Origin of the sequence: Mycobacterium sp. SMC-17 (assembly GCF_045310915.1) — a bacterium.
Taxonomy (GTDB): domain Bacteria; phylum Actinomycetota; class Actinomycetes; order Mycobacteriales; family Mycobacteriaceae; genus Mycobacterium.
In genome coordinates, this window is record NZ_JBJIAK010000006.1 from 169,836 (window position 1) to 192,018 (window position 22,183).

General features: G+C 66.9%; 20 protein-coding genes and 2 riboswitches. Of the genes, 8 read left to right on the forward strand and 12 right to left on the reverse strand.

Going from position 1 to position 22,183, the window contains the following annotated elements:
- Window positions 1-34 precede the first annotated feature (34 nt).
- Window positions 35-235 carry a hypothetical protein gene (locus ACJH7A_RS06735; protein WP_061006739.1) on the forward strand — a complete coding sequence of 67 codons (201 nt, stop codon included), beginning with the start codon at window positions 35-37 and terminating at the stop codon, window positions 233-235.
- Here the strand turns inward: ACJH7A_RS06735 and ACJH7A_RS06740 are convergent, their stop codons facing one another.
- Window positions 236-994, reverse strand: a complete 759-nt coding sequence (locus ACJH7A_RS06740) for an alpha/beta fold hydrolase (RefSeq protein WP_061006738.1) — start codon at window positions 992-994, stop codon at window positions 236-238.
- A gap of 55 nt (window positions 995-1,049) precedes the next feature.
- Here ACJH7A_RS06740 and mhuD point away from each other — a divergent pair, with 55 nt between their 5' ends.
- On the forward strand, window positions 1,050-1,367 hold the full coding sequence (gene mhuD, locus ACJH7A_RS06745; protein ID WP_020100898.1) for a mycobilin-forming heme oxygenase MhuD: 318 nt from the start codon (window positions 1,050-1,052) through the stop codon (window positions 1,365-1,367).
- Window positions 1,330-2,694: a serine hydrolase gene (locus tag ACJH7A_RS06750; protein WP_406801628.1), complete on the forward strand. Its 1,365-nt coding sequence runs from the start codon at window positions 1,330-1,332 to the stop codon at window positions 2,692-2,694. Before mhuD ends, ACJH7A_RS06750 begins: the two co-directional genes overlap by 38 nt.
- On the opposite strand, the gene ACJH7A_RS06755 is transcribed toward ACJH7A_RS06750, so the two are convergent.
- The 4 genes from ACJH7A_RS06755 to ACJH7A_RS06770 all read right to left on the reverse strand — a co-directional run bounded on the left by ACJH7A_RS06755 (window position 2,660) and on the right by ACJH7A_RS06770 (window position 5,911).
- Complete coding sequence (locus tag ACJH7A_RS06755) at window positions 2,660-3,256, reverse strand: (2Fe-2S)-binding protein (protein ID WP_406801640.1); 597 nt, start codon at window positions 3,254-3,256, stop codon at window positions 2,660-2,662. The two genes, ACJH7A_RS06750 and ACJH7A_RS06755, sit on opposite strands and share 35 nt — an antisense overlap.
- A 55-nt stretch (window positions 3,257-3,311) precedes the next feature.
- Window positions 3,312-3,866: a TetR family transcriptional regulator gene (locus tag ACJH7A_RS06760; protein ID WP_406801641.1), complete on the reverse strand. Its 555-nt coding sequence runs from the start codon at window positions 3,864-3,866 to the stop codon at window positions 3,312-3,314.
- Between the two features lie 65 nt (window positions 3,867-3,931).
- On the reverse strand, window positions 3,932-4,399 hold the full coding sequence (locus tag ACJH7A_RS06765; protein ID WP_346415061.1) for a DUF4334 domain-containing protein: 468 nt from the start codon (window positions 4,397-4,399) through the stop codon (window positions 3,932-3,934).
- A 93-nt stretch (window positions 4,400-4,492) separates the two neighbouring features.
- Complete coding sequence (locus ACJH7A_RS06770; protein ID WP_406801629.1) at window positions 4,493-5,911, reverse strand: short-chain fatty acyl-CoA regulator family protein; 1,419 nt, start codon at window positions 5,909-5,911, stop codon at window positions 4,493-4,495.
- A 119-nt stretch (window positions 5,912-6,030) separates the two neighbouring features.
- Between ACJH7A_RS06770 and prpD the strand changes: the two genes are divergently transcribed.
- The 4 genes from prpD to ACJH7A_RS06790 are packed head-to-tail and all read left to right on the forward strand — an operon-like array spanning window position 6,031 to window position 12,956.
- On the forward strand, window positions 6,031-7,536 hold the full coding sequence (gene prpD, locus ACJH7A_RS06775) for a 2-methylcitrate dehydratase PrpD (RefSeq protein WP_406801630.1): 1,506 nt from the start codon (window positions 6,031-6,033) through the stop codon (window positions 7,534-7,536).
- A complete protein-coding gene (prpB, locus tag ACJH7A_RS06780; RefSeq protein ID WP_406801631.1) occupies window positions 7,533-8,453 on the forward strand; it encodes a methylisocitrate lyase in 921 nt (306 codons plus the stop codon). Before prpD ends, prpB begins: the two co-directional genes overlap by 4 nt.
- Window positions 8,450-9,568, forward strand: coding sequence for a bifunctional 2-methylcitrate synthase/citrate synthase (locus tag ACJH7A_RS06785; protein ID WP_406801632.1), 1,119 nt, complete (start codon window positions 8,450-8,452; stop codon window positions 9,566-9,568). Before prpB ends, ACJH7A_RS06785 begins: the two co-directional genes overlap by 4 nt.
- A 7-nt stretch (window positions 9,569-9,575) precedes the next feature.
- Window positions 9,576-12,956 carry a pyruvate carboxylase gene (locus ACJH7A_RS06790; protein WP_346415106.1) on the forward strand — a complete coding sequence of 1,127 codons (3,381 nt, stop codon included), beginning with the start codon at window positions 9,576-9,578 and terminating at the stop codon, window positions 12,954-12,956.
- A 12-nt stretch (window positions 12,957-12,968) separates the two neighbouring features.
- Here ACJH7A_RS06790 and ACJH7A_RS06795 read toward each other — a convergent pair whose 3' ends face one another.
- From ACJH7A_RS06795 to ACJH7A_RS06815, 5 genes are all read right to left on the reverse strand, one after another.
- Complete coding sequence (locus tag ACJH7A_RS06795; protein WP_406801633.1) at window positions 12,969-13,886, reverse strand: NADP-dependent oxidoreductase; 918 nt, start codon at window positions 13,884-13,886, stop codon at window positions 12,969-12,971.
- 151 nt (window positions 13,887-14,037) lie between these two features.
- Entirely contained in the window at window positions 14,038-16,311 is a 2,274-nt protein-coding gene (gene metE / locus ACJH7A_RS06800; RefSeq protein ID WP_406801634.1) for a 5-methyltetrahydropteroyltriglutamate--homocysteine S-methyltransferase, read from the reverse strand.
- Window positions 16,312-16,425: 114 nt separating this feature from the next.
- A riboswitch (cobalamin riboswitch) is annotated at window positions 16,426-16,637 on the reverse strand.
- Window positions 16,638-16,660: 23 nt separating this feature from the next.
- Window positions 16,661-17,056, reverse strand: a complete 396-nt coding sequence (locus ACJH7A_RS06805) for a YbjQ family protein (protein WP_133426369.1) — start codon at window positions 17,054-17,056, stop codon at window positions 16,661-16,663.
- 57 nt (window positions 17,057-17,113) lie between these two features.
- The gene (locus tag ACJH7A_RS06810; RefSeq protein ID WP_212807286.1) at window positions 17,114-18,022 is read right to left on the reverse strand and encodes a CbtA family protein; all 909 of its coding nucleotides are present in this window, start codon (window positions 18,020-18,022) and stop codon (window positions 17,114-17,116) included.
- A gap of 14 nt (window positions 18,023-18,036) precedes the next feature.
- Window positions 18,037-18,252, reverse strand: a complete 216-nt coding sequence (locus tag ACJH7A_RS06815; protein ID WP_020100912.1) for a CbtB-domain containing protein — start codon at window positions 18,250-18,252, stop codon at window positions 18,037-18,039.
- 48 nt (window positions 18,253-18,300) lie between these two features.
- Window positions 18,301-18,385, reverse strand: a riboswitch (adenosylcobalamin (AdoCbl) riboswitch).
- Between the two features lie 129 nt (window positions 18,386-18,514).
- Here ACJH7A_RS06815 and ACJH7A_RS06820 point away from each other — a divergent pair.
- Window positions 18,515-18,970, forward strand: a complete 456-nt coding sequence (locus ACJH7A_RS06820) for a hypothetical protein (protein ID WP_133426367.1) — start codon at window positions 18,515-18,517, stop codon at window positions 18,968-18,970.
- Between the two features lie 48 nt (window positions 18,971-19,018).
- Here ACJH7A_RS06820 and clpC1 read toward each other — a convergent pair whose 3' ends face one another.
- Window positions 19,019-21,541, reverse strand: a complete 2,523-nt coding sequence (clpC1, locus tag ACJH7A_RS06825) for an ATP-dependent protease ATP-binding subunit ClpC (RefSeq protein WP_135356465.1) — start codon at window positions 21,539-21,541, stop codon at window positions 19,019-19,021.
- A 257-nt stretch (window positions 21,542-21,798) separates the two neighbouring features.
- Window positions 21,799-22,146, reverse strand: coding sequence for a histone-like nucleoid-structuring protein Lsr2 (gene lsr2, locus ACJH7A_RS06830; RefSeq protein WP_020100914.1), 348 nt, complete (start codon window positions 22,144-22,146; stop codon window positions 21,799-21,801).
- Window positions 22,147-22,183 lie beyond the last annotated feature (37 nt).

A 22,183-nucleotide genomic window follows, 5' to 3' on the forward strand; every position in this document is an offset into this window, starting at 1 on the left:
TTATTCGATTGCCTCCGACTCGACAATTGATGGCATGAACACCATCCTGACTCTGGTCGCGATGGTCGCGATCATGGTCGCCCCATTCGCACTCGGCGCCATGTTGAGCGCCATCACCCGAAATCCCGGTGCGCGCAATGGTTTCGGCAACTTCAACTGGACCGACGTAGGAGATTCCCGAGACCTGGACCGCGTCGAGCACGACCTTGCCGCCGCGCGTTCCCGATTCGAGTGATCAGACGGACCGGAGAAAATCCTCGACCGCGCGGCGGTAGACCTCGGGTGCGTCGTCGTGCACCAGGTGGCCGGCCCCGGGAACTTCCAAATACGTTGTCGAGTGCCCGATTTCGGCCATCTTGCGCATCTGCCCCGGGGGCGCGACCCCGTTCCCGGCCTCGATGAGCAACGTCGGCACGCGCACGGCGGACCACTGCTGCCAGTAGTCGCGGGTACCCCACTCGGCGGCGATCGCCACCCAGCGGCCCGCCTCGCCGTGCAGCCGCCAGCCGGTCTCGGTGCGATCGAACGCGTCCAGGAAGTACCGTCCGGCGACTGGGCCGAAAAGATCCAGAACCTGCTGCGCCGAATCGAATTCGACGGGCAGGGCATGCGCCCATGGCTCCCAGGCACCGATGGTGAAGCCGACGAAATCCGCTGCCATGTCCTCGACCACCAGCGCGGTGACCAACTCCGGGCGGGCAGCGGCCAGGCACCAGCTGTGCAGGCCACCCATCGAGTGCCCGATCAGCCGCGCGGGGCGCCCCAGCGAGCCGACCGCGTCGGCCAGGTCGGCGACGAACCGTTCAGTGCTGATCGGCTCGGGGTCGTCGATGCCGCGGCCGCGGTGCCACGGCGCGTCGTACGTGTAGACCTCACCCAATTCGGTCAACCAGGGCAACTGCCGGTCCCACGTCGTCCCGCGGCCCATCAATCCGTGCACCAGCACAATCGGCTCGCCGGAGCCGCCCCGGGCGGTGAGCAGGTCGGTCGTCATAGCCCTATATTGCCGCCCATCCTGCCGACTGCGGCAGCGCGGTAACCTGAAGCACATGCCTGTGGTGAAGATCAATGCGATCGAAGTTCCGCCCAACGCCGGCCCGGAATTGGAGAAGCGGTTCGCCAACCGCGCTCACGCAGTGGACGGCCAGCCGGGCTTCCTCGGTTTCCAGCTGCTCCGCCCGGTCAAAGGCGAAAACCGCTACTTCGTGGTGACGCAGTGGGAGTCCGACGAGGCGTTCCAGGCCTGGGCCACCGGCCCGGCCGTCGAGGCCCATGCCGGGCAGCGGGCCAACCCCGTCGCCACCGGCGCGTCACTTCTCGAATTCGAGGTTGTGTTGGACGTTGCTGGTTCCGGCCAGCAGGCATAAGACCCGGACTGCGCTGGCCGCGGCCGGCGCAGTCATCGTCGTCTTAGGTGGCTGTAGCAGCACGCCCGCAGCCGTCGCGCCGCCATCGAGCGCTGCCTACGGCGCGCTGATCGACATGAGCACGCCGCAGGGCATGCGATCGCGCCAGACGATGGACATGCTGAACTCGGACTGGTCCATCGAGCCGGCCGGGGTGAAGACGCTCGCCGCGCCCGACCAGGTGGACGACATCACCTACCGGATGAAGTGGATCTGGTGGGACCGCCCGTTCAAACTCACCGGCATCGACATCGGCGCCGGGCAGTCGACCCTGCACGTCACCAACTCCTACGGCGTGAACCAGGACATCCAGCTGCATGTCGACGGCAAGGGCACCGTCGACCGCATGGAGGTCTCGCTGCGTCCGCCGCCGGTTAAGTCCTGGGCCGACGTCGACGCGGCGATCGCTAAGTCCGGCGCCCACTACTCGTACCAGGTCGCCAAGGTCGTCGACGGCAAGTGTGTCAAGGTCGCCGGCACCAACGTCGACGAGCCGATGCCGCTGGCGTCGATCATGAAAATCTATGTGCTGCTTGCCGTTGCGCGCGCGGTGTCGGCCGGAACCCTCAGCTGGGACGACAAGGTCACCGTCACCGCCGAGGGCAAGAAGCTCGGTTCGGCCGGCATGGACAACCTGGCGCCGGGCACGCAGGTGACGGTCCACGAGGCTGCCCAGCAGATGATCTCGGTCAGCGACAACATGGCCACCGACATGCTGATCAACAAGGTCGGGCCGGCCGCGGTCGACGAGGCGCTCGTGGTCGCCGGACACCATGACCCGGCGAGCCTGACCCCCTACCCGACCATGCACGAGCTGTTCTCCATCGGCTGGGGCAAGCCCGATGTCCGCGATCAGTGGAAGAACGGCGACAAGGCGCAGCGCACGGCACTGTTGCAGCAGGTGAGTTCTCGTCCCTACGAGCCGGATCCGTACCGCACCCGCACGCCGGCATCGAGCATCGGGGCCGAGTGGTACGGCACCGCCGCCGACATCTGCCGCGAACACGTCGCGGTACAGGCCGCCGCTGTCGGGGCCGCCGCGCCGGTCCGGGACATCATGTCGAAGGTCGCCGGCATCGACCTGGACCGCACCAAGTGGCCCTATCTCGGCTCAAAAGGCGGCAACCTGCCGGGCGACCTCGGCTTCAGCTGGTACGCCGTCGACCACACCGGCCAGCCGTGGGTGGTGAACTTCCAGCTGACGTGGCCGACGTTCAAAGGTCAGACCGCCGCGCAGTGGCTGCTGAGCATCATCAAGCAGGCGTTCGATCTGATCCCGGTGCGGTGAGCACGCAGTCGCCACAGCACGCCGCCCGGTCACCGGCCAGCCGGTAGATCAGGCAGCAACTGCGGCGGCGAAACGCCGGCCCTGAGCGCAGCACTCCCCCGTCGACCCTGGGGTCCGCGAGAACAGCGTCGGCCGCTTGTCGTGCCTGCTCGGCCAAGTCGGGCCGGGTCCGGCCGATCTGCTGGGCCGCACTGTTGGCGGCCGACCCGACGTTGCCCCACAACACTTTCGGGCTGACGCCGAATCGCCCGAACGCGTTCGTGAGTACTTCCACTGCGGGCGCGCCCCCGGCCGGCCGCGCGGAGACCGCCAGTGGATAGGGACCGCCCAGCTGGTCCTGCCAGGCCAGGTCGGCCAATGACCACGACACCGGCTCCCCGAGAGCGGCGGTGCCGATCATCGGCGCGATCAGCCGCGCCACCAGCCCCAGGTGCGCGACGGACGCGGCAACGCGAATCTCGGGCTCGCCGTTGCCCATCAGCGCCGACCTGACCTTGTGCACGCGCGCGGTCAGCGCGTCGGGATCGTCGACGAGCTCGGCCATCGGCCGCCACGGCGGCATCGGCGAATCCTGTTGCCGCACAATGGCGAAGAACGGGCCGAACCCGGCCAGGTCGTCAGTCACCGGCGGGCTGTTGAACCAGCCGGCGCGCGGCCTCGGCGACGGCGGCACGCCGGACGGCGGTGGTTTCCGGCGACAGCGGCTGATCGACGATGCGGTCGATACCGAACCCGCCCGCGGCGAGCGCATAGGTCATGTCGTTGAGCAGCACCAGCAGATCCATCGGCCGCCACGATGCGTCGATGATCCCGCTGCGCTGAGCCTCGGCGATCCGGTCCAGCTTGGACTGGAAGATGCGGCGCAGCACGTGGTCACCGAACATCCCGTCGGCGGCCTCCAACTCGATCCAGCGCTGCAGCCGGGCCCCGACCGGGTCGGCCACCATGTAATCGAAGAGCGCGACGGCGTACGCCGGCACATCGTCGGGTTTGAAGATCGCGTCGTACGGCGCGTCCTGAATCCACTGCTCGACGACCGCCTCGAAGAGGTTCTGCTTGCTCTGGAAGTAGCTGTACAGCCGCTCCTTGCTGGCATTGGCTTCGGCGGCAATGCGATTCAGCCGGGCACCAGCAAATCCGAGGGCGGAGAACTCCGCTTTGGCGGCAGCCATGATGCGCTCGCGTGTCGCATGTCCGGCTGCTCTCATAGCATCCGCCAGGGTAACAGCCAGCTACCTCACTGGTCGCGTTCGAGGAGGAAGTAGAACAGCTTGTCGTCGGTGCGCTGCCGCTTGCCGTTCATGATGCCCATGAGGGTGTCGCTGTCGACCCGCTTGAAGTGGTCGAACACCGGCTGCCCGTCGTAGACCATGGTCCCGGTCACCTCGCCGCGAAACTCGATGTCCCACAACGACGCGCCGCCCCGGCTGAGGTCCCTGTTCGAAAACAGTTGCCCCGCTTCGTCGTAGCAGACGATGGGCTCGACGTCGTTGATCGATTTGAAGATCTTGCCGTACCACCGGACCGCCTGCAGCTGGCCGTTCATCTTGTGACCGGTGTCGAACTCGTCGCCTTTCCAGTTGCCGACCATGTCGACGGCGCGGACCGGCTCCAGCGAGGCCCAGATTTCGTCCAACTCGGCGGGATCGACATGAGCCTGGCCCCGCAGTTCAGTGAAACGAGCGCGGGCGGTATCGACGTCCACAGGGACCTCCCAAGTCAGTTGGTTCGGAAACTGACCATAATCCCGAACCAACTGGTTCGGCAAGTCTGAATATTGACGTGCCCAGATATTAATTCAGGTGTGCCCGCCCGAGGACGAGTAGGGCAAATCGGTGCTGCTGTGCCGGTCGACCTGGACGGGACGACCGATGTAGGGAAAGGCCCGCTGCGGACACGCCGGGCGGTCGCAAATCTTGCAGCCCGCACCGATCGGAATCGCGGCCTCGGGGTCGGCCAGGTCGATGCCGGCCGAATAGATCAACTTGTCGGCGTGCGCCAGGTCGCAACCGAGTCCGATGGCGAAACGCTTCCGCGGCCCCCGGAACCGGCTCGGGGCCGACGTCGTCGTGCGTGCGATCCAGAAATACGACCGCCCGTCGGGCATCTGCGCCACCTGGGTGATGAACTCCCCGGGTCTCGCGAAGGCCTGGTGCACCACCCACAGCGGGCAGTTGCCACCCACCCGGGAGAAATGAAAGGCAGTGGCGGACTGACGTTTCGAGATGTTGCCCGCGCTGTCGGTGCGCACGAAGATGAAGGGCACACCCCTGGCTTCGGGGCGCTGCAGCGTCGAGAGCCGATGGCATACGGTCTCGAATCCGACCTCGAACCGGCGGGCCAACTGGTCGATGTCATACCGCAGTTCCTCGGCCGCTGCGAGGAACAGCCGGTACGGCATCAACAGCGCGCCGGCGAAGTAGTTCGCCAACCCGATCTGCGCGACTTCCCTTGCCTCGGCGCTCAGTTGGTCGTCGGCGGCCACCAGCGCCGCGATCAGGTCGGCATACATCAACAGCGCCAGCTGGGTGGCCAGCTGGAATGCGCGCTGCCCCGGGTGGAGCCACCGGGCCACGTAGAGAACGCCGACGTCCTCGCGGTACAAGCGTTTGGCATTGGGCCCCAACACCTCCCCGTCGTCGATGACCACACTGATGCCGAGCTCTGCGGTCAGCAAGTCGGCCAGTTGGGCATCCAAACCGCCGAGCCGCATAGCGAACCGGCCGAACAACGATTCGGCCGCGGCGTCCAGTTCACCGACGTGGTTCTTCCGGTCGTAGAAGAAGTCCCGGACTTCTTCGAACGGCATCGGCTGCGGCAACGGCGCCGACGCGTCGACGGTGGCGCGGGTGTGCATGGCGTCGAGTTCGGTTGTGGCATCGAACAATCGGCGGTTCATGCTGACCAGCATCTGACCGACCGCCGGCATTCTCGCCACCAGTTCCTCGATCTGGCCGGCCGTCGCCGAGGTGTCGGCGAGGATCTCGCGCAGGTCGGAAACCAGCCGCGCGTCCGATTCGGGCGCGAAGTAGTTGGTCGGCAGATCGAAGCGCTCCGCCAAGGTGAGCAGCACCGGTACCGTCACCGGGCGCTGGTCGTTCTCCAGCTGGTTGACGTAGCTCGTCGACAAATCCAGGGCACGCGCCAGCGCGACCTGCGTCAGGCCCTGTTCCTCGCGCAGCCGTCGCAGACGGGCGCCCACGAATGTCTTTGCCACTGCCGCGAGCCTAACCCCCGCGGCTTACACAAAGTTCGCAAACTACAACCACCAAGGACGCAAAATTACGCAAATACAGGGTCTTTCCGGCTCGCGATCAGCTGCGTAGCGTGCGAATCATGCAGACACACGAGGTACGCACCCGACGCAGCGCGGAGGAATTCCCCCGCTCGGAACACCTGGCGTGGAAGATCGCGGAGGTGGCCGCCGATCCGGTCGACGTGACGCCCGAAGTCGAGGCGATGGTCGTCAACCGGATCATCGACAACGCCGCGGTCTCGGCCGCATCGGTGATCCGGCGTCCCGTCACCGTCGCGCGAGCCCAGGCACAGGCGCACCGCACGCCGCGCGGTGCCACGGTATTCGGCATCGAGGGCACCTACTCGCCCGAGTGGGCCGCCTGGGCCAACGGGGTGGCCGTCCGCGAACTCGACTTCCACGACACCTTCCTGGCCGCCGAGTACTCGCATCCGGGGGACAACATCCCGGCCCTGGTCGCGGTGGCCCAGCAGCTCGACGTCCGCGGCGCCGACCTGATCCGCGGCATCGCCACCGCATACGAGGTGCAGATGGACCTGGTCCGGGGAATCTGCCTGCACGAACACAAGATCGACCACGTTGCACACCTCGGCCCGTCCGTCGCCGCCGGCCTCGGCACCATGCTGCGGCTGGACCCCGAGACCATCTATGCCGCCGTCGGCCAGGCGCTGCACCTCACCACCGCCACCCGCCAGTCCCGCAAGGGTCTGATCTCCAGCTGGAAGGCCTACGCCCCAGCGCTGGCCGGCAAGGTCGCGATCGAGGCCGTGGACCGTGCCATGCGCGGTGAAGGCTCCCCCGCCCCCATCTGGGAAGGCGAGGACGGCGTCATCGCCTGGCTGTTGTCCGGGCCCGAGCACACCTATCGGGTGCCGCTGCCCGGCCCCGGTGAACCCAAGCTGGCCATCCTGGACAGCTACACCAAGGAACACAGCGCCGAGTACCAGAGCCAGGCCCCCATCGACCTGGCGCGCCGGATGCGTTCGCGGATCGGCGATGTCGACCAGATCGCCACCATCGTGCTGCACACCAGCCACCACACGCACGTCGTGATCGGCACCGGCTCGAACGATCCGCAAAAGTTCGACCCGGATGCAACACGGGAAACCCTGGATCACTCGGTGATGTACATCTTCGCGGTCGCACTGCAGGACGGTGAGTGGCACCACGAACGGTCGTACGCGCCCGAGCGCGCCCGCCGGCCGGACACCATCGAGCTGTGGCACAAGATCTCGACCGTCGAGGACCCGGAGTGGACCCGGCGCTACCACTCGAATGACCCGGCGGAGAAGGCGTTCGGCGCCCGGGCCGTGGTGACGCTCAAGAGCGGCGAGGTGATCGTCGACGAGCTGGCCGTGGCCGACGCGCACCCGCTCGGCGCGCGTCCGTTCGGGCGTGAGCAGTACCGCGACAAGTTCACCACGCTCGCCGAAGGCGTCGTCGCCCCTGCCGAGCAGGACCGGTTCCTGGCCGTGGTCGACGGCCTTGCGGCCATGAAGCCGGGCAGCCTCGGCGCCCTCAACGTGCGCGTCGACCAGGTCGTGCTGGACAAGGCGCCCACGATCCCGTCGGGGATTTTCCGATGAGCGCCGGCCTGCTCGGCTCGCGGGTCTCGGCCGCCGACAAGCGGGTGGCGTTGCGGGCGGCACTGAATTCCGGCCGGCTGCAACGCTATCCGGGCGCATTCTCGCCACTGGTGGCGAAGCTGGTGTCAGAGATCGGCTTCGAGGGGGTCTACGTCTCGGGCGCGGTGCTGTCGGCCGACCTGGGCCTGCCCGATATCGGGCTGACCACCTTGACCGAGGTGGCCGCCCGCAGCGCCCAGATCGCCGCGGCCACCGACCTGCCCACCCTGGTGGACGCCGACACCGGCTTCGGCGAGCCGATGAGCGCCGCACGCACCATCACGATCCTGGAGGATGCCGGGCTGGCCGGCTGCCATCTGGAGGACCAGGTGAACCCCAAGCGCTGTGGCCACCTCGACGGTAAGGCAGTCGTGCCGGCCACCGAGATGATCAAGCGACTGCGTGCCGCGGTCGCCGCTCGCCGGGACCCCAACTTCGTCATCTGTGCGCGCACCGATGCCGCCGGAATCGAGGGCATCGCCGCGGCCATCGACCGGGCCAAGGCCTACGCCGATGCCGGCGCCGACCTGATCTTCACCGAAGCACTGTCCACCCCAAGGGAATTCGAGCAGTTCCGGGCAGCGGTCGACACTCCCCTGCTGGCCAACATGACCGAGTTCGGCAAGTCGGAACTCGTGACGGCCCAGCGGTTGTCAGACATCGGCTACAACCTGGTGATCTACCCGGTCACCACGCTGCGTCTGGCGATGCACGCGGTCGAGATGGGCCTGCGCGAAATCCACACCGCCGGAACCCAGGCCGGCCTGCTCGGCCAGATGCAACACCGCAGCCGGCTGTACGAGTTGCTGCGCTATGCCGAATACAACCAATTCGATTCCGACATCTTCAATTTCACCCTCCAGGACGTGAAATCATGACCACTCAACCGCCCCACATCCACAAGGGTCTGGCCGGTGTCGTCGTCGACACCACCGCCATCTCCAAAGTCGTGCCCGAGACCAACAGCCTGACCTACCGGGGTTATCCCGTGCAGGATCTGGCGACGCACTGCACGTTCGAGCAGGTGGCCTACCTGCTGTGGCACGGCGAGCTGCCGACCGAACACGAACTCGGGATGTTCTGCCAGCGCGAGCGGGCGTCCCGGCGGATCGACCGGTCGATGTACTCGCTGCTGGCCAAGCTGCCCGAGAGCTGCCACCCGATGGACGTGGTCCGCACCGCGATCAGCTACCTCGGCGCCGAGGATCCGGAAGAGGACGACAGCACGACTCCCGCCAACTACGCCAAGTCACTGCGCATGTTCGCCGTCCTGCCGACGATCGTCGCCGCCGATATCCGCCGACGGCAAGGACTTTCGCCCATCCAGCCGCACAGTCAGCTGGGATACGCCGAGAACTTCCTGAACATGTGCTTCGGATCGGTCCCCGAACCGGCGATCGTCGACGCGTTCTCCCAGTCCATGGTGCTGTATGCCGAGCACAGCTTCAACGCGTCCACGTTCGCCGCCCGGGTGGTGACCTCCACGCAGTCGGACATCTACAGCGCGGTGACCGCCGCCATCGGCGCGCTCAAAGGCTCGCTGCACGGCGGCGCCAACGAGGCCGTCATGCACGACATGCTGGAGATCGGCTCAGCCGAGAATGCCCCGAAGTGGTTGCACGACAAGCTGTCCCGCAAAGAGAAGGTGATGGGCTTCGGGCACCGCGTCTACAAGAACGGTGACTCTCGGGTGCCGACGATGAAGGCTGCGCTCGACCGGGTGGTGGCAGCCCGCGGCGGCCAGCGGTGGCTGGACATCTACACCGTGCTGGAGCGCGAGATGTTCACCGCCACCAGGATCAAGCCGAACCTCGACTTCCCCACCGGACCGGCCTACTACCTCATGGGCTTCGACATCCCGGTCTTCACACCGCTTTTCGTGATGGCCCGCATCGTGGGCTGGACCGCGCACATCATGGAACAAGCGGCGTCCAACGCGCTGATCCGTCCCCTGAGTGAATACTCGGGCCAACCACAACGTTCCATTGCCTGAGCGCGCCATCACCAAAGTCCTCGTCGCCAACCGGGGTGAGATCGCGATCCGGGCCTTCCGGGCGGCCTATGAGCTGGGTATCGCGACGGTGGCGGTATACGCCCACGAGGACCGGAACTCCCCACACCGATTGAAGGCCGACGAGTCCTACCAGATCGGCGAGCCTGGCCATCCCGTTCGGGCTTATCTGTCGGTGCCCGACATCATCCGGGTGGCCCAGCTGTCCGGCGCCGACGCGGTGTACCCGGGATACGGATTCCTCTCGGAGAACCCCCAACTCGCGGCAGCGTGCGCCGCGGCCGGCATCACGTTCGTCGGCCCGAGTGCCGGCGTCCTGGAGTTGACCGGTAACAAGGCCAGCGCCATCGCCGCGGCCCGAACCGCCGGCCTACCGGCGCTCGCATCGTCGGCTCCGTCTGCGTCAGTCAGCGAATTGCTCACGGCCGCAGCCGGTATGGAGTTTCCCCTGTTCGTCAAGGCCGTCTCGGGTGGTGGCGGACGTGGCATGCGGCGGGTGACCGAGCCGGCCGCGCTGGCCGAGGCCATCGCGGCGGCGTCGCGCGAAGCGGAGTCTGCTTTCGGTGACCCGAACGTCTACCTCGAGCAGGCGGTCCTCAACCCCCGCCACATCGAGGTGCAGATACTGGCCGACGGAACCGGCGAGGTGATCCATCTCTTCGAACGGGACTGCAGTGTGCAACGCCGGCACCAGAAGGTGGTCGAGCTGGCCCCCGCCCCGAACCTCACCGACGAACTGCGGAACCGGATCTGTTCTGATGCGGTGACATTCGCGCGCCAGATCGGTTACTTCTGCGCCGGAACCGTCGAGTTCCTGCTCGACGAGCGCGGGCACCATGTGTTCATCGAATGCAATCCGCGCATTCAGGTCGAGCACACGGTGACCGAGGAGATCACCGACGTCGACCTGGTCACCGCCCAGTTGCGGATCGCGGCCGGCCGGTCGTTGGCCGAGCTCGGGCTGAGCCAGGATCGTGTCAGAATCCGTGGCGCCGCCATGCAGTGCCGCATCACCACCGAAGATCCCGCCAACGGTTTCCGTCCCGACACCGGCCGGATCACCGCCTACCGTTCTCCCGGCGGTGCCGGCGTCCGGTTGGACGGCGGCACCAACGTCGGTGCGGAGATCAGCGCCCACTTCGACTCGATGCTGGTCAAACTCACCTGCCGCGGCCACGACTTCGCGACGGCGGTCAGGAGGGCCCGACGCGCCCTCGCGGAGTTCCGCATCCGCGGGGTGTCGACGAACATCCCCTTCCTGCAAGCGGTTCTCGATGATCCGGACTTCGCCGCAGGCAAGGTGTCGACATCGTTCATCGACGAGCGTGCGCAACTGCTGACGGCCCACACTCCAGGGGACCGCGGCACGCGCATCCTCAACTACCTCGCGGATGTCACGGTGAACCAACCGCATGGCGGTCGTCCATCGGCTGTGTATCCACGTGACAAGCTGCCGAAGATCGATCTCGACGGTCCGGCACCGGCGGGCAGCAAGCAGCTGCTGACCGAGCTCGGCCCAGAGCGCTTTGCGGCCGCCCTGCTGGAGTCGCCGCGGCTGTGGGTCACCGACACCACGTTCCGCGACGCCCATCAGTCGCTACTCGCAACTCGAGTGCGTACCTCGGGCCTGGTCAAGGTGGCCCCGTACGTGGCGCGCATGACGCCGCAGCTGCTGTCGGTCGAGTGCTGGGGCGGCGCGACCTACGACGTGGCGCTTCGGTTCCTGAAAGAGGACCCGTGGGAGCGGCTGGCCGCGCTGCGGGAGGCGATGCCCAACATCTGCCTCCAGATGCTGTTGCGCGGCCGGAACACCGTGGGTTACACACCCTATCCGACATCGGTCACGTCGGCGTTCGTACAGGAGGCCACCGCCACCGGCATCGACATCTTCCGGATCTTCGACGCGCTGAACAACGTGGAGTCGATGCGGCCGGCGATCGATGCAGTGCGCGAAACCGGTTCCGCGGTGGCCGAAGTCGCGATGTCCTACACCGGCAACCTCTCCGACCCCGCGGAGACGCTGTACACGCTCGACTACTGGCTAAAGCTGGCCGAGCAGATCGTCGATGCCGGTGCCCACGTGCTGGCAATCAAGGACATGGCCGGTCTGCTGCGACCACCCGCGGCGGCAAAACTCGTGTCGGCGTTGCGATCCCGTTTCGACCTGCCTGTACACGTCCACACCCACGACACCCCGGGTGGACAGCTGGCCACGTACGTCGCGGCCTGGCAGGCCGGTGCCTCTGCAGTCGACGGGGCGGCGGCACCGCTGGCCGGCACCACCAGCCAGCCTGCGCTGTCGTCGATCGTTGCGGCAGCCGCGCACACCGCGCACGACACCGGTCTGTCGTTAGCAAACGTCTGTGAGCTGGAACCGTATTGGGAGGCGTTGCGCCGCGTCTACGCGCCGTTCGAGGCGGGCCTGCCCGCACCGACCGGCCGCGTGTACACCCACGAGATCCCGGGCGGGCAGCTCAGCAATCTGCGTACCCAGGCCGCCGCCCTCGGGCTGGGCGGCCGGTTCGAGGACATCGAAAACGCCTATGCCGGAGCAGATCACGCTCTCGGCAGGCTGGTGAAGGTGACGCCGTCGAGCAAGGTGGTAGGTGATCTTGCGCTGGCGCTCGTCGGCGCCGGGATGAGCGCCGGGGAGTTCGCCGCCGACCCGCACCGCTGCGACATCCCGGATTCGGTGATCGGCTTCCTCCGCGGCGAGCTCGGCGACCCGCCCGGCGGCTGGCCGGAACCCTTGCGCAGCAAGGCCCTTCGCGGAAGGTCCGACACCAGGCCGACGGCAACCCTCACCGTCGAGGACTACGCCGAACTGGCGGAACCCGGTCTTACCCGCCGAGCGGCCCTGAATCGGCTACTCTTCCCCGGTCCGACCCGCGAATTCCGCACGCATCGAGAACAATTCGGCGACACCTCCCGCCTGAGCGCCAACCAGTTCTTCTACGGGCTGCGCCGCGGCGAAGAGCACCGCGTCGAGTTGGAGAAGGGCGTCGAGCTGCTCATCGGTCTCGAGGCCATCTCCGAGCCCGATGACCGCGGCATGCGGACGGTGCTGTGCCTGTTGAACGGTCAGCTACGCCCGATCCTGGTGCGGGACAGGTCGATCGACAGCGCAGTCCGCGCGGTGGAGAAAGCGGACCGCGGCAACCCGGACCACGTTGCGGCGCCGTTCGCCGGCGTCGTGACGATCGGGGTGACCGTTGGCGAGCGGGTGAGCGCCGGCCAAACGGTCGCCACCATCGAGGCGATGAAGATGGAGGCAGCCATCACGTCGCCGAGAGCCGGTACCGTCACGCGGCTCGCGGTGGCGCCCACGGCCAGTGTCGAAGGCAATGACCTGCTGGTGGTGGTCAGCTGACCGTCGTCGTGTTCACGGCACGACGACGAGCTTGCCGTGCACATGGCCCGTCGTGCTCGCCGAGAGCGCGGCACCGACTTCGGTCAGCGGGTACGTCTCGCTGATCGAGACCGCGAGGCGTCCCTGCCCGACAAGCGTCGCGAGTTCGCGAAGGGCGGCGCCCAGTTCGCTTCCGGACCCACCGGCGTGCACCTGGATGCCGGTGTCGGCCTTGTCGAAGGCGACCAGCGTGAGCACGCGGGCCGGATCGCCGGTGAGTTCGATGGACAACGGAATCTCGCCGCGACCGGAGGCGTCGAGAACGGCGTCGACTCCGTCGGGCGCGGCGGCCCGGACCCTGTCGAGCAGACCATCGCCGTAGGTGACCGGCGTCGCGCCGAGCGAACGCAGGTATTCGTGGTTGGATTCACCCGCCGTGCCAATGACGTTGACACCCTGAGCCTTTGCAAGTTGGACGGCGAAGGTACCGACGCCGCCTGCCGCCGCGTGGACGAGCAGGGTGTCACCCGCCTTCACGCCCAGCTTCTTGAGCACCGTATACGCAGTACCGCCCGCGCCTGCCAGCGAGCCCGCCACTTCCCAGCTGACGCCCTCAGGCTTACGGACGAGCTCGGCAGCTTCCGCCAGCGCAAGATCCGCGAACGAACCTGTCGTCGACCGGCCCAGAACCTCGTCGCCAACCGCCCACTCGGTCACCTCGGACCCAACGGCGTCGACGACGCCGGCCACGTCGGACCCCACACCGGCGGGCAGCTCGAGCGGCATCAGTTCGCGCATGTATCCGCCGAGGATCTTCCAGTCGATCGGATTGACGCCCGCGGCACGTACGGCGATTCGCACCTGGGTGGGTCCGGGAGCCGGCGGCTCGACATCGACCACTCGCAAAACCTCAGGTGTGCCGTATTCGGCGAACTGCACTACTCGCGACATCGATTCGTCTCCAATCGGTTTCCGGGCACTGGCCCAGCAAGGTCAAGGCTCGGGCAGCCGGTTTTATTTCAGGTGACGCACCGCGGCGTGACCCCGAGAAGAACTGCGCTCCGGAACCTGGCTCAGGTTCCGGAGCGCAGTCATCGGCGAGCTATCCGGCGCGAACCAACAGTGCCGCCTGCACCATGCGCCGCAGCGACTCGGTCACCTCGTCGGTCTTGCGGGTCTTCAGCCCGCAGTCCGGGTTCACCCAGAGCCGTTCTGCCGGAACGGCATCCAGCGCACGGCGCAGCGATGTCGCCATCTCGCCGGTGGTGGGAACCCGGGGCGAGTGAATGTCGTACACACCGGGGCCGACGCTGTTCGAGAACCCGATGCCGTTGAGGTCGTCGAGGACCTCCATGTGTGAGCGTGCCGCCTCGATCGACGTCACGTCGGCATCGAGATCGGCAATGGCGCCGATCACCTCACCGAACTCCGAATAGCACAGGTGCGTGTGAATCTGCGTGGCGTCGCTGACGCCCGACGTCGAGAGTCGGAACGCGTCGACCGCCCACTGCAGGTAGGCCGCCTTGTCGGCATTGCGCAGCGGCAGCAGCTCTCGCAACGCCGGCTCGTCGACCTGGATGATCGCGATGCCGGCGGACTGCAGATCGACGGTCTCGTCCCGGATGGCCAGCGCCACCTGGTTGGCCGAGTCCGCCAGCGGCTGATCGTCGCGAACGAACGACCAGGCCAGGATCGTCACCGGGCCGGTGAGCATGCCCTTGACGGGCTTGTCGGTCAATGTCTGCGCGTAGGTCGCCCACTCGACCGTCATCGGCTGCCGCCTGGTGACGTCGCCGAAGAGGACCGGCGGGCGCACGCAGCGGCTGCCGTACGACTGCACCCAGCCGTTCTTGGTGGTCAAGAAGCCGTCGAGCTGCTCGGCGAAGTACTGCACCATGTCGTTGCGCTCGGGCTCGCCGTGCACCAGCACATCGAGGCCGAGTTCCTCCTGCAACCGGATCACCGTCTCGACTTCGGATTTCATCCGGCCGATGTAATCGGCCTCGTCGATCTCGCCGGCGACGAACGCCGCCCGGGCCTTGCGGATCTCGACGGTCTGCGGGAACGAACCGATCGTGGTGGTCGGCAGTGCCGGCAGGTGCAGGCGGGCATCTTGTGCCGTACGCCGTTCGGCGGCCGGCCCGCGGCTGATGCCACCGGACAGGACCGTGTCGAGCCGGGCTCGGACGGCGGCGTTGTGCAGTCGCGGGTCGTGCCTGCGTGACGCGACCGTCCGGTTCGATGCCTCGAGCTGCGCGGCCACCGAGCCCCGGCCAGTGCGCAGCGCCGTCGCCAGCGTCGCGACCTCGTCGACTTTCTCGGCACCGAACGCCAGCCAGCCGCGGAGCGCGTCGTCGAGACCGTCCTCGCGCTCGAGCGAGTACGGGACGTGCAGCGTCGAGCACGACGTGGACACAGCCACCGAACGTGCCGACTCCTGCACTGACTCCAGCCGGACCAGTGCGGCCTCCAGGTCTGTGCGCCAGACGTTGCGGCCGTCGACGACGCCGGCCACCAACAGCTTGTCCGCGAGGCCCGGGATGCCGACTGTCGGTTGGTCACCCCCGGCAACGAAATCGACTGCGATACCGTCGATCTGGGTACGGGCCAGCGCCGGCAGCACGTTCCCCGGTTCGCCGAAGTAGGTCGCGACCAGGATCGCCGGACGTTCTGCGGCGCCGGCCAGCACCGCGTAGACGTGCTCGGCCAATTCGGCGGCGTTGGCAGTGCCGTCCAGGATGTCGGTGACCAGGACGGGTTCGTCGATCTGCACCCACTCGGCACCGGCTGCGGCGAGTCGGCCCAGCAGTTCGGCATACAGCGGCACCAGCTCGTCGAGGCGCCCGATGGGCGCCTCGGCGCCGTCGACGGCCTTGCTCAGCGCCAGGAACGTGATCGGCCCGACGATCACCGGCCGGGCCGGAATACCCTGCGCCTGAGCCTCTTTGAGCTCTGCCAGCACCTTGTCCGGATGCAGTGTGAACGTGGTGTCGGGGCCGATCTCCGGGACCAGGTAGTGGTAATTGGTGTCGAACCACTTCGTCATCTCGAGCGGTGCGATGTCCGCCGTCCCGCGAGCCGCCGCGAAATAGCGATCGAGATCATCGGCAATGCCGCCCGCGCGACTCGGCAGGGCGCCGAGCAGTACCGCGGTGTCGAGCATCTGGTCGTAGTAGGAAAACGTATTGACCGGAATGGAATCCAGTCCGGCGGCCGACAACGCGGCGATGGTCTCGCGGCGCAGGCCCGCGGCGATTTCCTCGAGCGCGGCCCGGTCGATCCGGCCCGCCCAATAGCGTTCGACGGCCCGCTTGAGTTCACGGTTCGGACCGATGCGGGGCGCGCCGAGAATGGTTGCGGTGAATGGTGTTGACAACTGACGTCCTTCAAATGCGACGGAAGTGCGCACCGCCCAAGGACATTCATCGAGGACAGCACAAACCGCCCTCGGCGATCAGCCCATTCCACGAGGCGATGCACCGCCGGACGCGGCGCATCCGGCACAGCTGGCAGGTCTTCGGACTCGCAGGCACGCACCCTTCGGGTGCACCTAGTGGCCGTCGCTTCCCAGTCCGATGCGGACCAGTGCGGATGACGGCGGTCGTTCCTGCATACCGCTGCGGGACAGTCCCGGATTCTCACCGGGTTCCCTCTCATGGCGGTTCCCCGCCATTCGACGCCGCAGACACCGAAGCGTCATTGGCAAACCAGCTGCGCCGTGGAGATTACCCTGTCGGGCCCTGTGCCGGGCCCGGACCGCCGCCGTAACCCAACTGCTGTGCGGTGTAGCGGGCGGCGTCGGTGACCGGAACCGCTTGTACCGCAGTGCCGTACGCGCAGATCTCGGTCCACACGTCACCGATCTCGGTGGTGTCGAACCGCATCCCGATGATGGCATTGCCGCCGCGGGCGTGACATTCCTGGAGCAGCCGGCCCATGGCTTCGTTGCGGCTCTCGGCGAGGTTCTTGGTCATGCCCTGCAGCTCGCCGCCGAACATCGCCTTGAACCCGGCGCCCATCTGCGCGAAGGCGTTCCGGGACCGGACGGTGAGGCCGAACACCTCACCGCAGACCCGCTGAATCTCCCACCCGGGCAGGTCATTCGTCGTGACAACCAGCATGCTGCCGCCTTTCTGTGTCGGTATGCCTCGAACTGTAGTGCGCGGCAACCGCAATCGTCAGAGCGCGGCTGCCACGTCCTGTGCCGGTGCGGCCTTCCTGGCGCCACCGAGGTAGCGCTCGACGAGCCCGCCGAACACCAGCCCGATGACCGTCCAGATCAACGCCTGGTCGATCAGCGAGTACCACCGGAACTTCCACAGCAGGTCGGCGTCGAATCCGGGGTAGATCAACTGCCCGGGGGCGTAGACCTTGCCGTCGACGGTGACCGGCGTATCGAAGGTGTTGGTGATCGGCTGCGGCGTCTCGGTGGCGGCGCGCGCGAAGCCGAACTCGCCCGCGTGCTCGACATTGGCGGCCAGATCACCCAGCGACGGCAGCGCCGCCAGCAGACCGCCGTACAGCACGAAGAAGCCGAGCACCGAGATTCCGACGGCACGCGCCCAGCCGACCTTCGCAGACAGCTTGCGCGCGGCGAACACCGCGAGGCCCAGCAGGGCCAGCGACCCCCACACCATTCCCAGGTACAGGAAACCGCGGGCCTCCATGGTGAATTCATGGCCGACAGCGGGCGGGTTCGACGGGTATTTCACGAACGGCAACAGGTACACACCCAGGAAGCCGAAACCGGCGGTGGTCCAGCCCAGCACCTTGGGCCGGACCTGGAACCGGCCGTGCAGTACCAGATACGCGACAGCCACCAGCGCACCCATCGCCACAGAGAACGCGATGATGCCGGTGGCCGCACCGATACCCGACTGGATGGACCGGCTGAACAGCTCGGGCCCGTCCGGCTCGACCGGATGGCCCATGGCCGTGTGGACGGTCGAGAGCACGTTCATGCGGCCGGATTCGTAGTCGATGGCCTTGTCGATGGTGGGTTCAGCAAAAATCCAGGCAAACAGGAACCCCAGAATGCCGGCGATCAGACCGGCGAGGGCTCCGCGCCCGATGACGCGGATTTCCATGAAAGTCCCTTGCGTCAGTGGCAGGGGAAGCCGAGGAAGTGCCGCGAGTCGTGCACCCACTCGTGGACCACGACGGTCTTGCCGAACATCGACATCATGCCCTCGTCGATGCCGACGAGGTAGTACGCCAGCATGGCCAGGAAGATCGTCACGCCCAGCAGCACTGCCACTCGAGTGGCCGAAAGCGCCTTGGTCGATACGCCCGGCTTGGAAACCGCAATACTCGTCATGGTCAAACCTCCTACGGGGTCACGCGCCCCTACATTGTTCGGTTCTGCACGACGGCGAAAGATCTGACTCGCCGCAGAGGGCTCACAGTGGCGCAACCGTGCCGGATTCTCACCGGCTTCCATGCACCGTCGTAACGGGATCAAGATACACCGAACCGTTTCCCGTCCGCGCAGATCCGTAGGGACTTCCCTTATATCCGTGGCACCGCCGGGCGCTTAGCGTCGATCTCGACCCCCTGCACAGCGACGGAAAGGCACTGCGATGTTGTTCGCCACCACGGCCAGATTGGTCTGCACAGTCGCCACCGCCGCCACGCTCGCGGTGGCCGGATGTGGCACCGCCGGCCACAGTTCGAACTCGAGCGCGGGCACGGCCGGAGCGACCGCCGCGGCCGGCAACAGCGGCGCCGGCGACTTCTGCACACTCGACGCGAAGCTGGTCGCCCGCAAGCTGCGCGACATGAACTCGGCATTCGGCAGCGGTGCGGCAAACCAGAGCCAGATCGTCGACGACCTGCTCAAGGACGCGCCCGTTACGCAGGGCGAACTCATCGCCGCGGCGCCCGCCGAACCGCATCGCTACCTCGAAGACCTCGCCGATCCCAACAAGATGGACGCGATGCTCGACAACATGAAGGCGCTCAACGACTGGGCGCTCAAGAACTGCGATGCGAAGTACCGCCCGCTGTTCGAAGAGCACGGGAAACTCGTCGGCTGACCAAACGGAAAAGCCCCCGACGAATCGGGGGCTTTTCACGTTGGCTGACTACTCCGAGGCAGTCGCAGCGGCCTCGGCCAGGTCGGCCGATTCCTTGCGACGGCCGGCGAACGTGAACACCGCATCCTCGGTGTTGTTGCTCGCGCCGTCCCAGTTGTCGACGTCCACGGTGACCAGCTGACCGGGGCCGACCTCCTCGAAGAGAATCTTCTCGGAGAGCTGGTCCTCGATCTCGCGCTGGATGGTCCGACGCAGCGGGCGGGCACCCAGGACCGGATCGAAGCCGCGCTTGGCCAGCAGTGCCTTGGCCTTGTCGGTCAGCTCCATCTCCATGTCCTTGGCCTTGAGCTGCTTGGACACCCGGCCGATCATCAGGTCGACCATCTGGATGATCTCGTCCTGCGTCAGCTGGTGGAACACGATGATGTCGTCGATACGGTTCAGGAACTCCGGGCGGAAGTGCTTCTTCAGCTCGTCGTGCACCTTGAGCTTCATCCGCTCGTAGTTGTTCTCGCCGCCACCCTGGGTGAAGCCGAGGCCAACCGCCTTGCTGATGTCGCTCGTACCGAGGTTCGAGGTGAAGATCAGCACGGTGTTCTTGAAGTCGACAGTGCGACCCTGACCGTCGGTCAGGCGGCCGTCCTCGAGAACCTGCAGGAGGCTGTTGTAGATCTCCTGGTGGGCCTTCTCGATCTCGTCGAACAGCACCACACTGAACGGCTTGCGGCGCACCTTCTCGGTGAGCTGGCCGCCCTCTTCGTAGCCGACGTAGCCCGGAGGGGCACCGAACAGCCGCGACGCGGTGAAGCGGTCGTGGAACTCACCCATGTCGATCTGGATGAGCGCGTCGTCGTCGCCGAACAGGAACTCGGCCAGCGCCTTCGACAGCTCGGTCTTACCGACGCCGGACGGGCCGGCGAAGATGAACGAGCCCGACGGACGCTTCGGGTCCTTCAGGCCGGCGCGGGTACGCCGGATGGCCTTCGAGACCGCCTTGACGGCGTCGACCTGGCCGATGATCCGCTTGTGCAGCTCATCTTCCATGCGCAGCAGACGGGTGGTCTCGGCCTCGGTCAGCTTGAAGACCGGGATGCCGGTCCAGTTGCCCAGGACCTCGGCGATCTGCTCGTCGTCGACCTCGGCGACCACGTCGAGGTCACCCGAACGCCACTGCTTCTCGCGCTCGGCGCGCTGGGCGACCAGCGTCTTCTCCGAGTCGCGCAGCCGGGCTGCCTTCTCGAAGTCCTGCGCGTCGATGGCCGATTCCTTCTCCCGGCGCGCATCGGCGATCTTCTCGTCGAACTCGCGCAGGTCTGGCGGAGCGGTCATCCGGCGGATGCGCATGCGGGCACCGGCCTCGTCGATCAGGTCGATGGCCTTGTCCGGCAGGAACCGGTCGTTGATGTAGCGGTCGGCCAGCGTCGCGGCCGCGACCAGCGCACCGTCGGTGATGGAGACGCGGTGGTGCGCCTCGTAGCGGTCCCGCAGACCCTTGAGGATCTCGATGGTGTGCTCGACGGTCGGCTCACCCACCTGCACCGGCTGGAACCGGCGCTCGAGGGCGGCGTCCTTCTCGATGTACTTGCGGTACTCGTCGAGCGTCGTCGCACCGATGGTCTGCAGCTCGCCACGGGCCAGCTTCGGCTTCAGGATGCTGGCGGCGTCGATGGCGCCCTCGGCGGCACCCGCACCCACGAGCGTGTGCAGCTCGTCGATGAACAGGATGATGTCGCCGCGGGTGTTGATCTCCTTGAGCACCTTCTTCAGGCGCTCTTCGAAGTCACCGCGGTAACGGCTGCCGGCGACCAGCGAACCCAGGTCCAGCGTGTAGAGCTGCTTGTCCTTCAGGGTCTCGGGGACCTCGCCGTGCACGATGGCCTGCGCCAGGCCCTCGACGACGGCGGTCTTACCGACACCGGGCTCACCGATCAGCACCGGGTTGTTCTTGGTGCGGCGGCTCAGCACCTGCATGACCCGCTCGATTTCCTTCTCACGGCCGATGACCGGATCGAGCTTGCCCTCGGCGGCGGCGGCGGTCAGGTTGCGACCGAACTGGTCCAGCACGAGCGACGTCGACGGGTTGCCCGTCTCGCCACCGCGGCCACCGGTACCGGCCTCGGCGGTCTCCTTGCCCTGGTAGCCCGACAGCAGCTGGATGACCTGCTGACGCACGCGGGTCAGCTCCGCACCCAGCTTCACGAGCACCTGGGCGGCGACGCCCTCGCCCTCGCGGATCAGGCCGAGCAGGATGTGCTCGGTGCCGATGTAGTTGTGGCCGAGCTGCAGCGCCTCACGCAGCGACAGCTCGAGCACCTTCTTGGCGCGCGGCGTGAACGGAATGTGGCCCGACGGCGCCTGCTGGCCCTGGCCGATGATCTCCTCGACCTGGCTACGCACACCCTCGAGCGAGATGCCCAGCGATTCCAGCGACTTGGCAGCTACGCCCTCGCCCTCATGGATGAGGCCAAGCAGGATGTGCTCGGTGCCGATGTAGTTGTGGTTGAGCATCCGGGCTTCTTCTTGAGCCAGGACGACGACCCGGCGGGCCCGGTCGGTGAATCTCTCGAACATCGGTGTTACCTGCTCTCCCTCGTAGCGCAGCTCCTGCCACGTCACTTCGCGTGTCGCGACGCTGTGCGCCTACCGTCCACTCTAATGGGCGGCGACCATGCGTGCCCTGCGGTATCCCCTAGCTCGCAAGGCCACTCAGCGCTGCGAAAAGGCCAACGCGCTGCGGCGACGAAACGTTTCCCGGATCGGGCCGACCGGGCTACGCCGAAAGCGAACAGAGAAACTGCGGGCAATCCTGAATTCTGTTGCCCGCGGGCTCAGGTGGCGGCGTGGAACGCGTCGATGATCTCCGCCGGGATACGGCCCCGGCTGGAGACATTGTGGCCGTTGCGGCGCGCCCATTCCCGGATCGCGGCGCTCTGCTCACGGTCGATGGACGCGCGGCCCCGTCCTGTCGCGCCGGTGCTGGCGCGGCCGCGGCGGCGACCACCGACACGACGGCCGGCCTCGACCCATTTCTTCAAATCATTCCGGAGCTTGGTGGCGTTCTTGGTGGTGAGGTCGATCTCGTAGTTCACCCCGTCGAGAGCAAATTCGACCGTCTCATCCGCCGCACCTTCACCGTCGAAATCGTCGACGAGCGTGACAGTCACTTTCTTTGCCATCGGCCCACACTAACCCTTCTGCCTCGGAAAAATGCAG

Excerpts from the sequence above, each read along its gene's own strand:
- ACJH7A_RS06735 (WP_061006739.1), top strand. The coding sequence starts at position 35 with ATGAACACCATCCTGACTCTGGTCGCGATGGTCGCGATCATGGTCGCC.
- ACJH7A_RS06740 (WP_061006738.1), bottom strand. The coding sequence starts at position 994 with ATGACGACCGACCTGCTCACCGCCCGGGGCGGCTCCGGCGAGCCGATT.
- mhuD (WP_020100898.1), top strand. The coding sequence starts at position 1,050 with ATGCCTGTGGTGAAGATCAATGCGATCGAAGTTCCGCCCAACGCCGGC.
- ACJH7A_RS06755 (WP_406801640.1), bottom strand. The coding sequence starts at position 3,256 with ATGCCGCCGTGGCGGCCGATGGCCGAGCTCGTCGACGATCCCGACGCG.
- ACJH7A_RS06760 (WP_406801641.1), bottom strand. The coding sequence starts at position 3,866 with ATGGCTGCCGCCAAAGCGGAGTTCTCCGCCCTCGGATTTGCTGGTGCC.
- prpD (WP_406801630.1), top strand. The coding sequence starts at position 6,031 with ATGCAGACACACGAGGTACGCACCCGACGCAGCGCGGAGGAATTCCCC.
- prpB (WP_406801631.1), top strand. The coding sequence starts at position 7,533 with ATGAGCGCCGGCCTGCTCGGCTCGCGGGTCTCGGCCGCCGACAAGCGG.
- ACJH7A_RS06785 (WP_406801632.1), top strand. The coding sequence starts at position 8,450 with ATGACCACTCAACCGCCCCACATCCACAAGGGTCTGGCCGGTGTCGTC.
- ACJH7A_RS06795 (WP_406801633.1), bottom strand. The coding sequence starts at position 13,886 with ATGTCGCGAGTAGTGCAGTTCGCCGAATACGGCACACCTGAGGTTTTG.
- ACJH7A_RS06805 (WP_133426369.1), bottom strand. The coding sequence starts at position 17,056 with ATGCTGGTTGTCACGACGAATGACCTGCCCGGGTGGGAGATTCAGCGG.
- ACJH7A_RS06810 (WP_212807286.1), bottom strand. The coding sequence starts at position 18,022 with ATGGAAATCCGCGTCATCGGGCGCGGAGCCCTCGCCGGTCTGATCGCC.
- ACJH7A_RS06815 (WP_020100912.1), bottom strand. The coding sequence starts at position 18,252 with ATGACGAGTATTGCGGTTTCCAAGCCGGGCGTATCGACCAAGGCGCTT.
- ACJH7A_RS06820 (WP_133426367.1), top strand. The coding sequence starts at position 18,515 with ATGTTGTTCGCCACCACGGCCAGATTGGTCTGCACAGTCGCCACCGCC.
- clpC1 (WP_135356465.1), bottom strand. The coding sequence starts at position 21,541 with ATGTTCGAGAGATTCACCGACCGGGCCCGCCGGGTCGTCGTCCTGGCT.
- lsr2 (WP_020100914.1), bottom strand. The coding sequence starts at position 22,146 with ATGGCAAAGAAAGTGACTGTCACGCTCGTCGACGATTTCGACGGTGAA.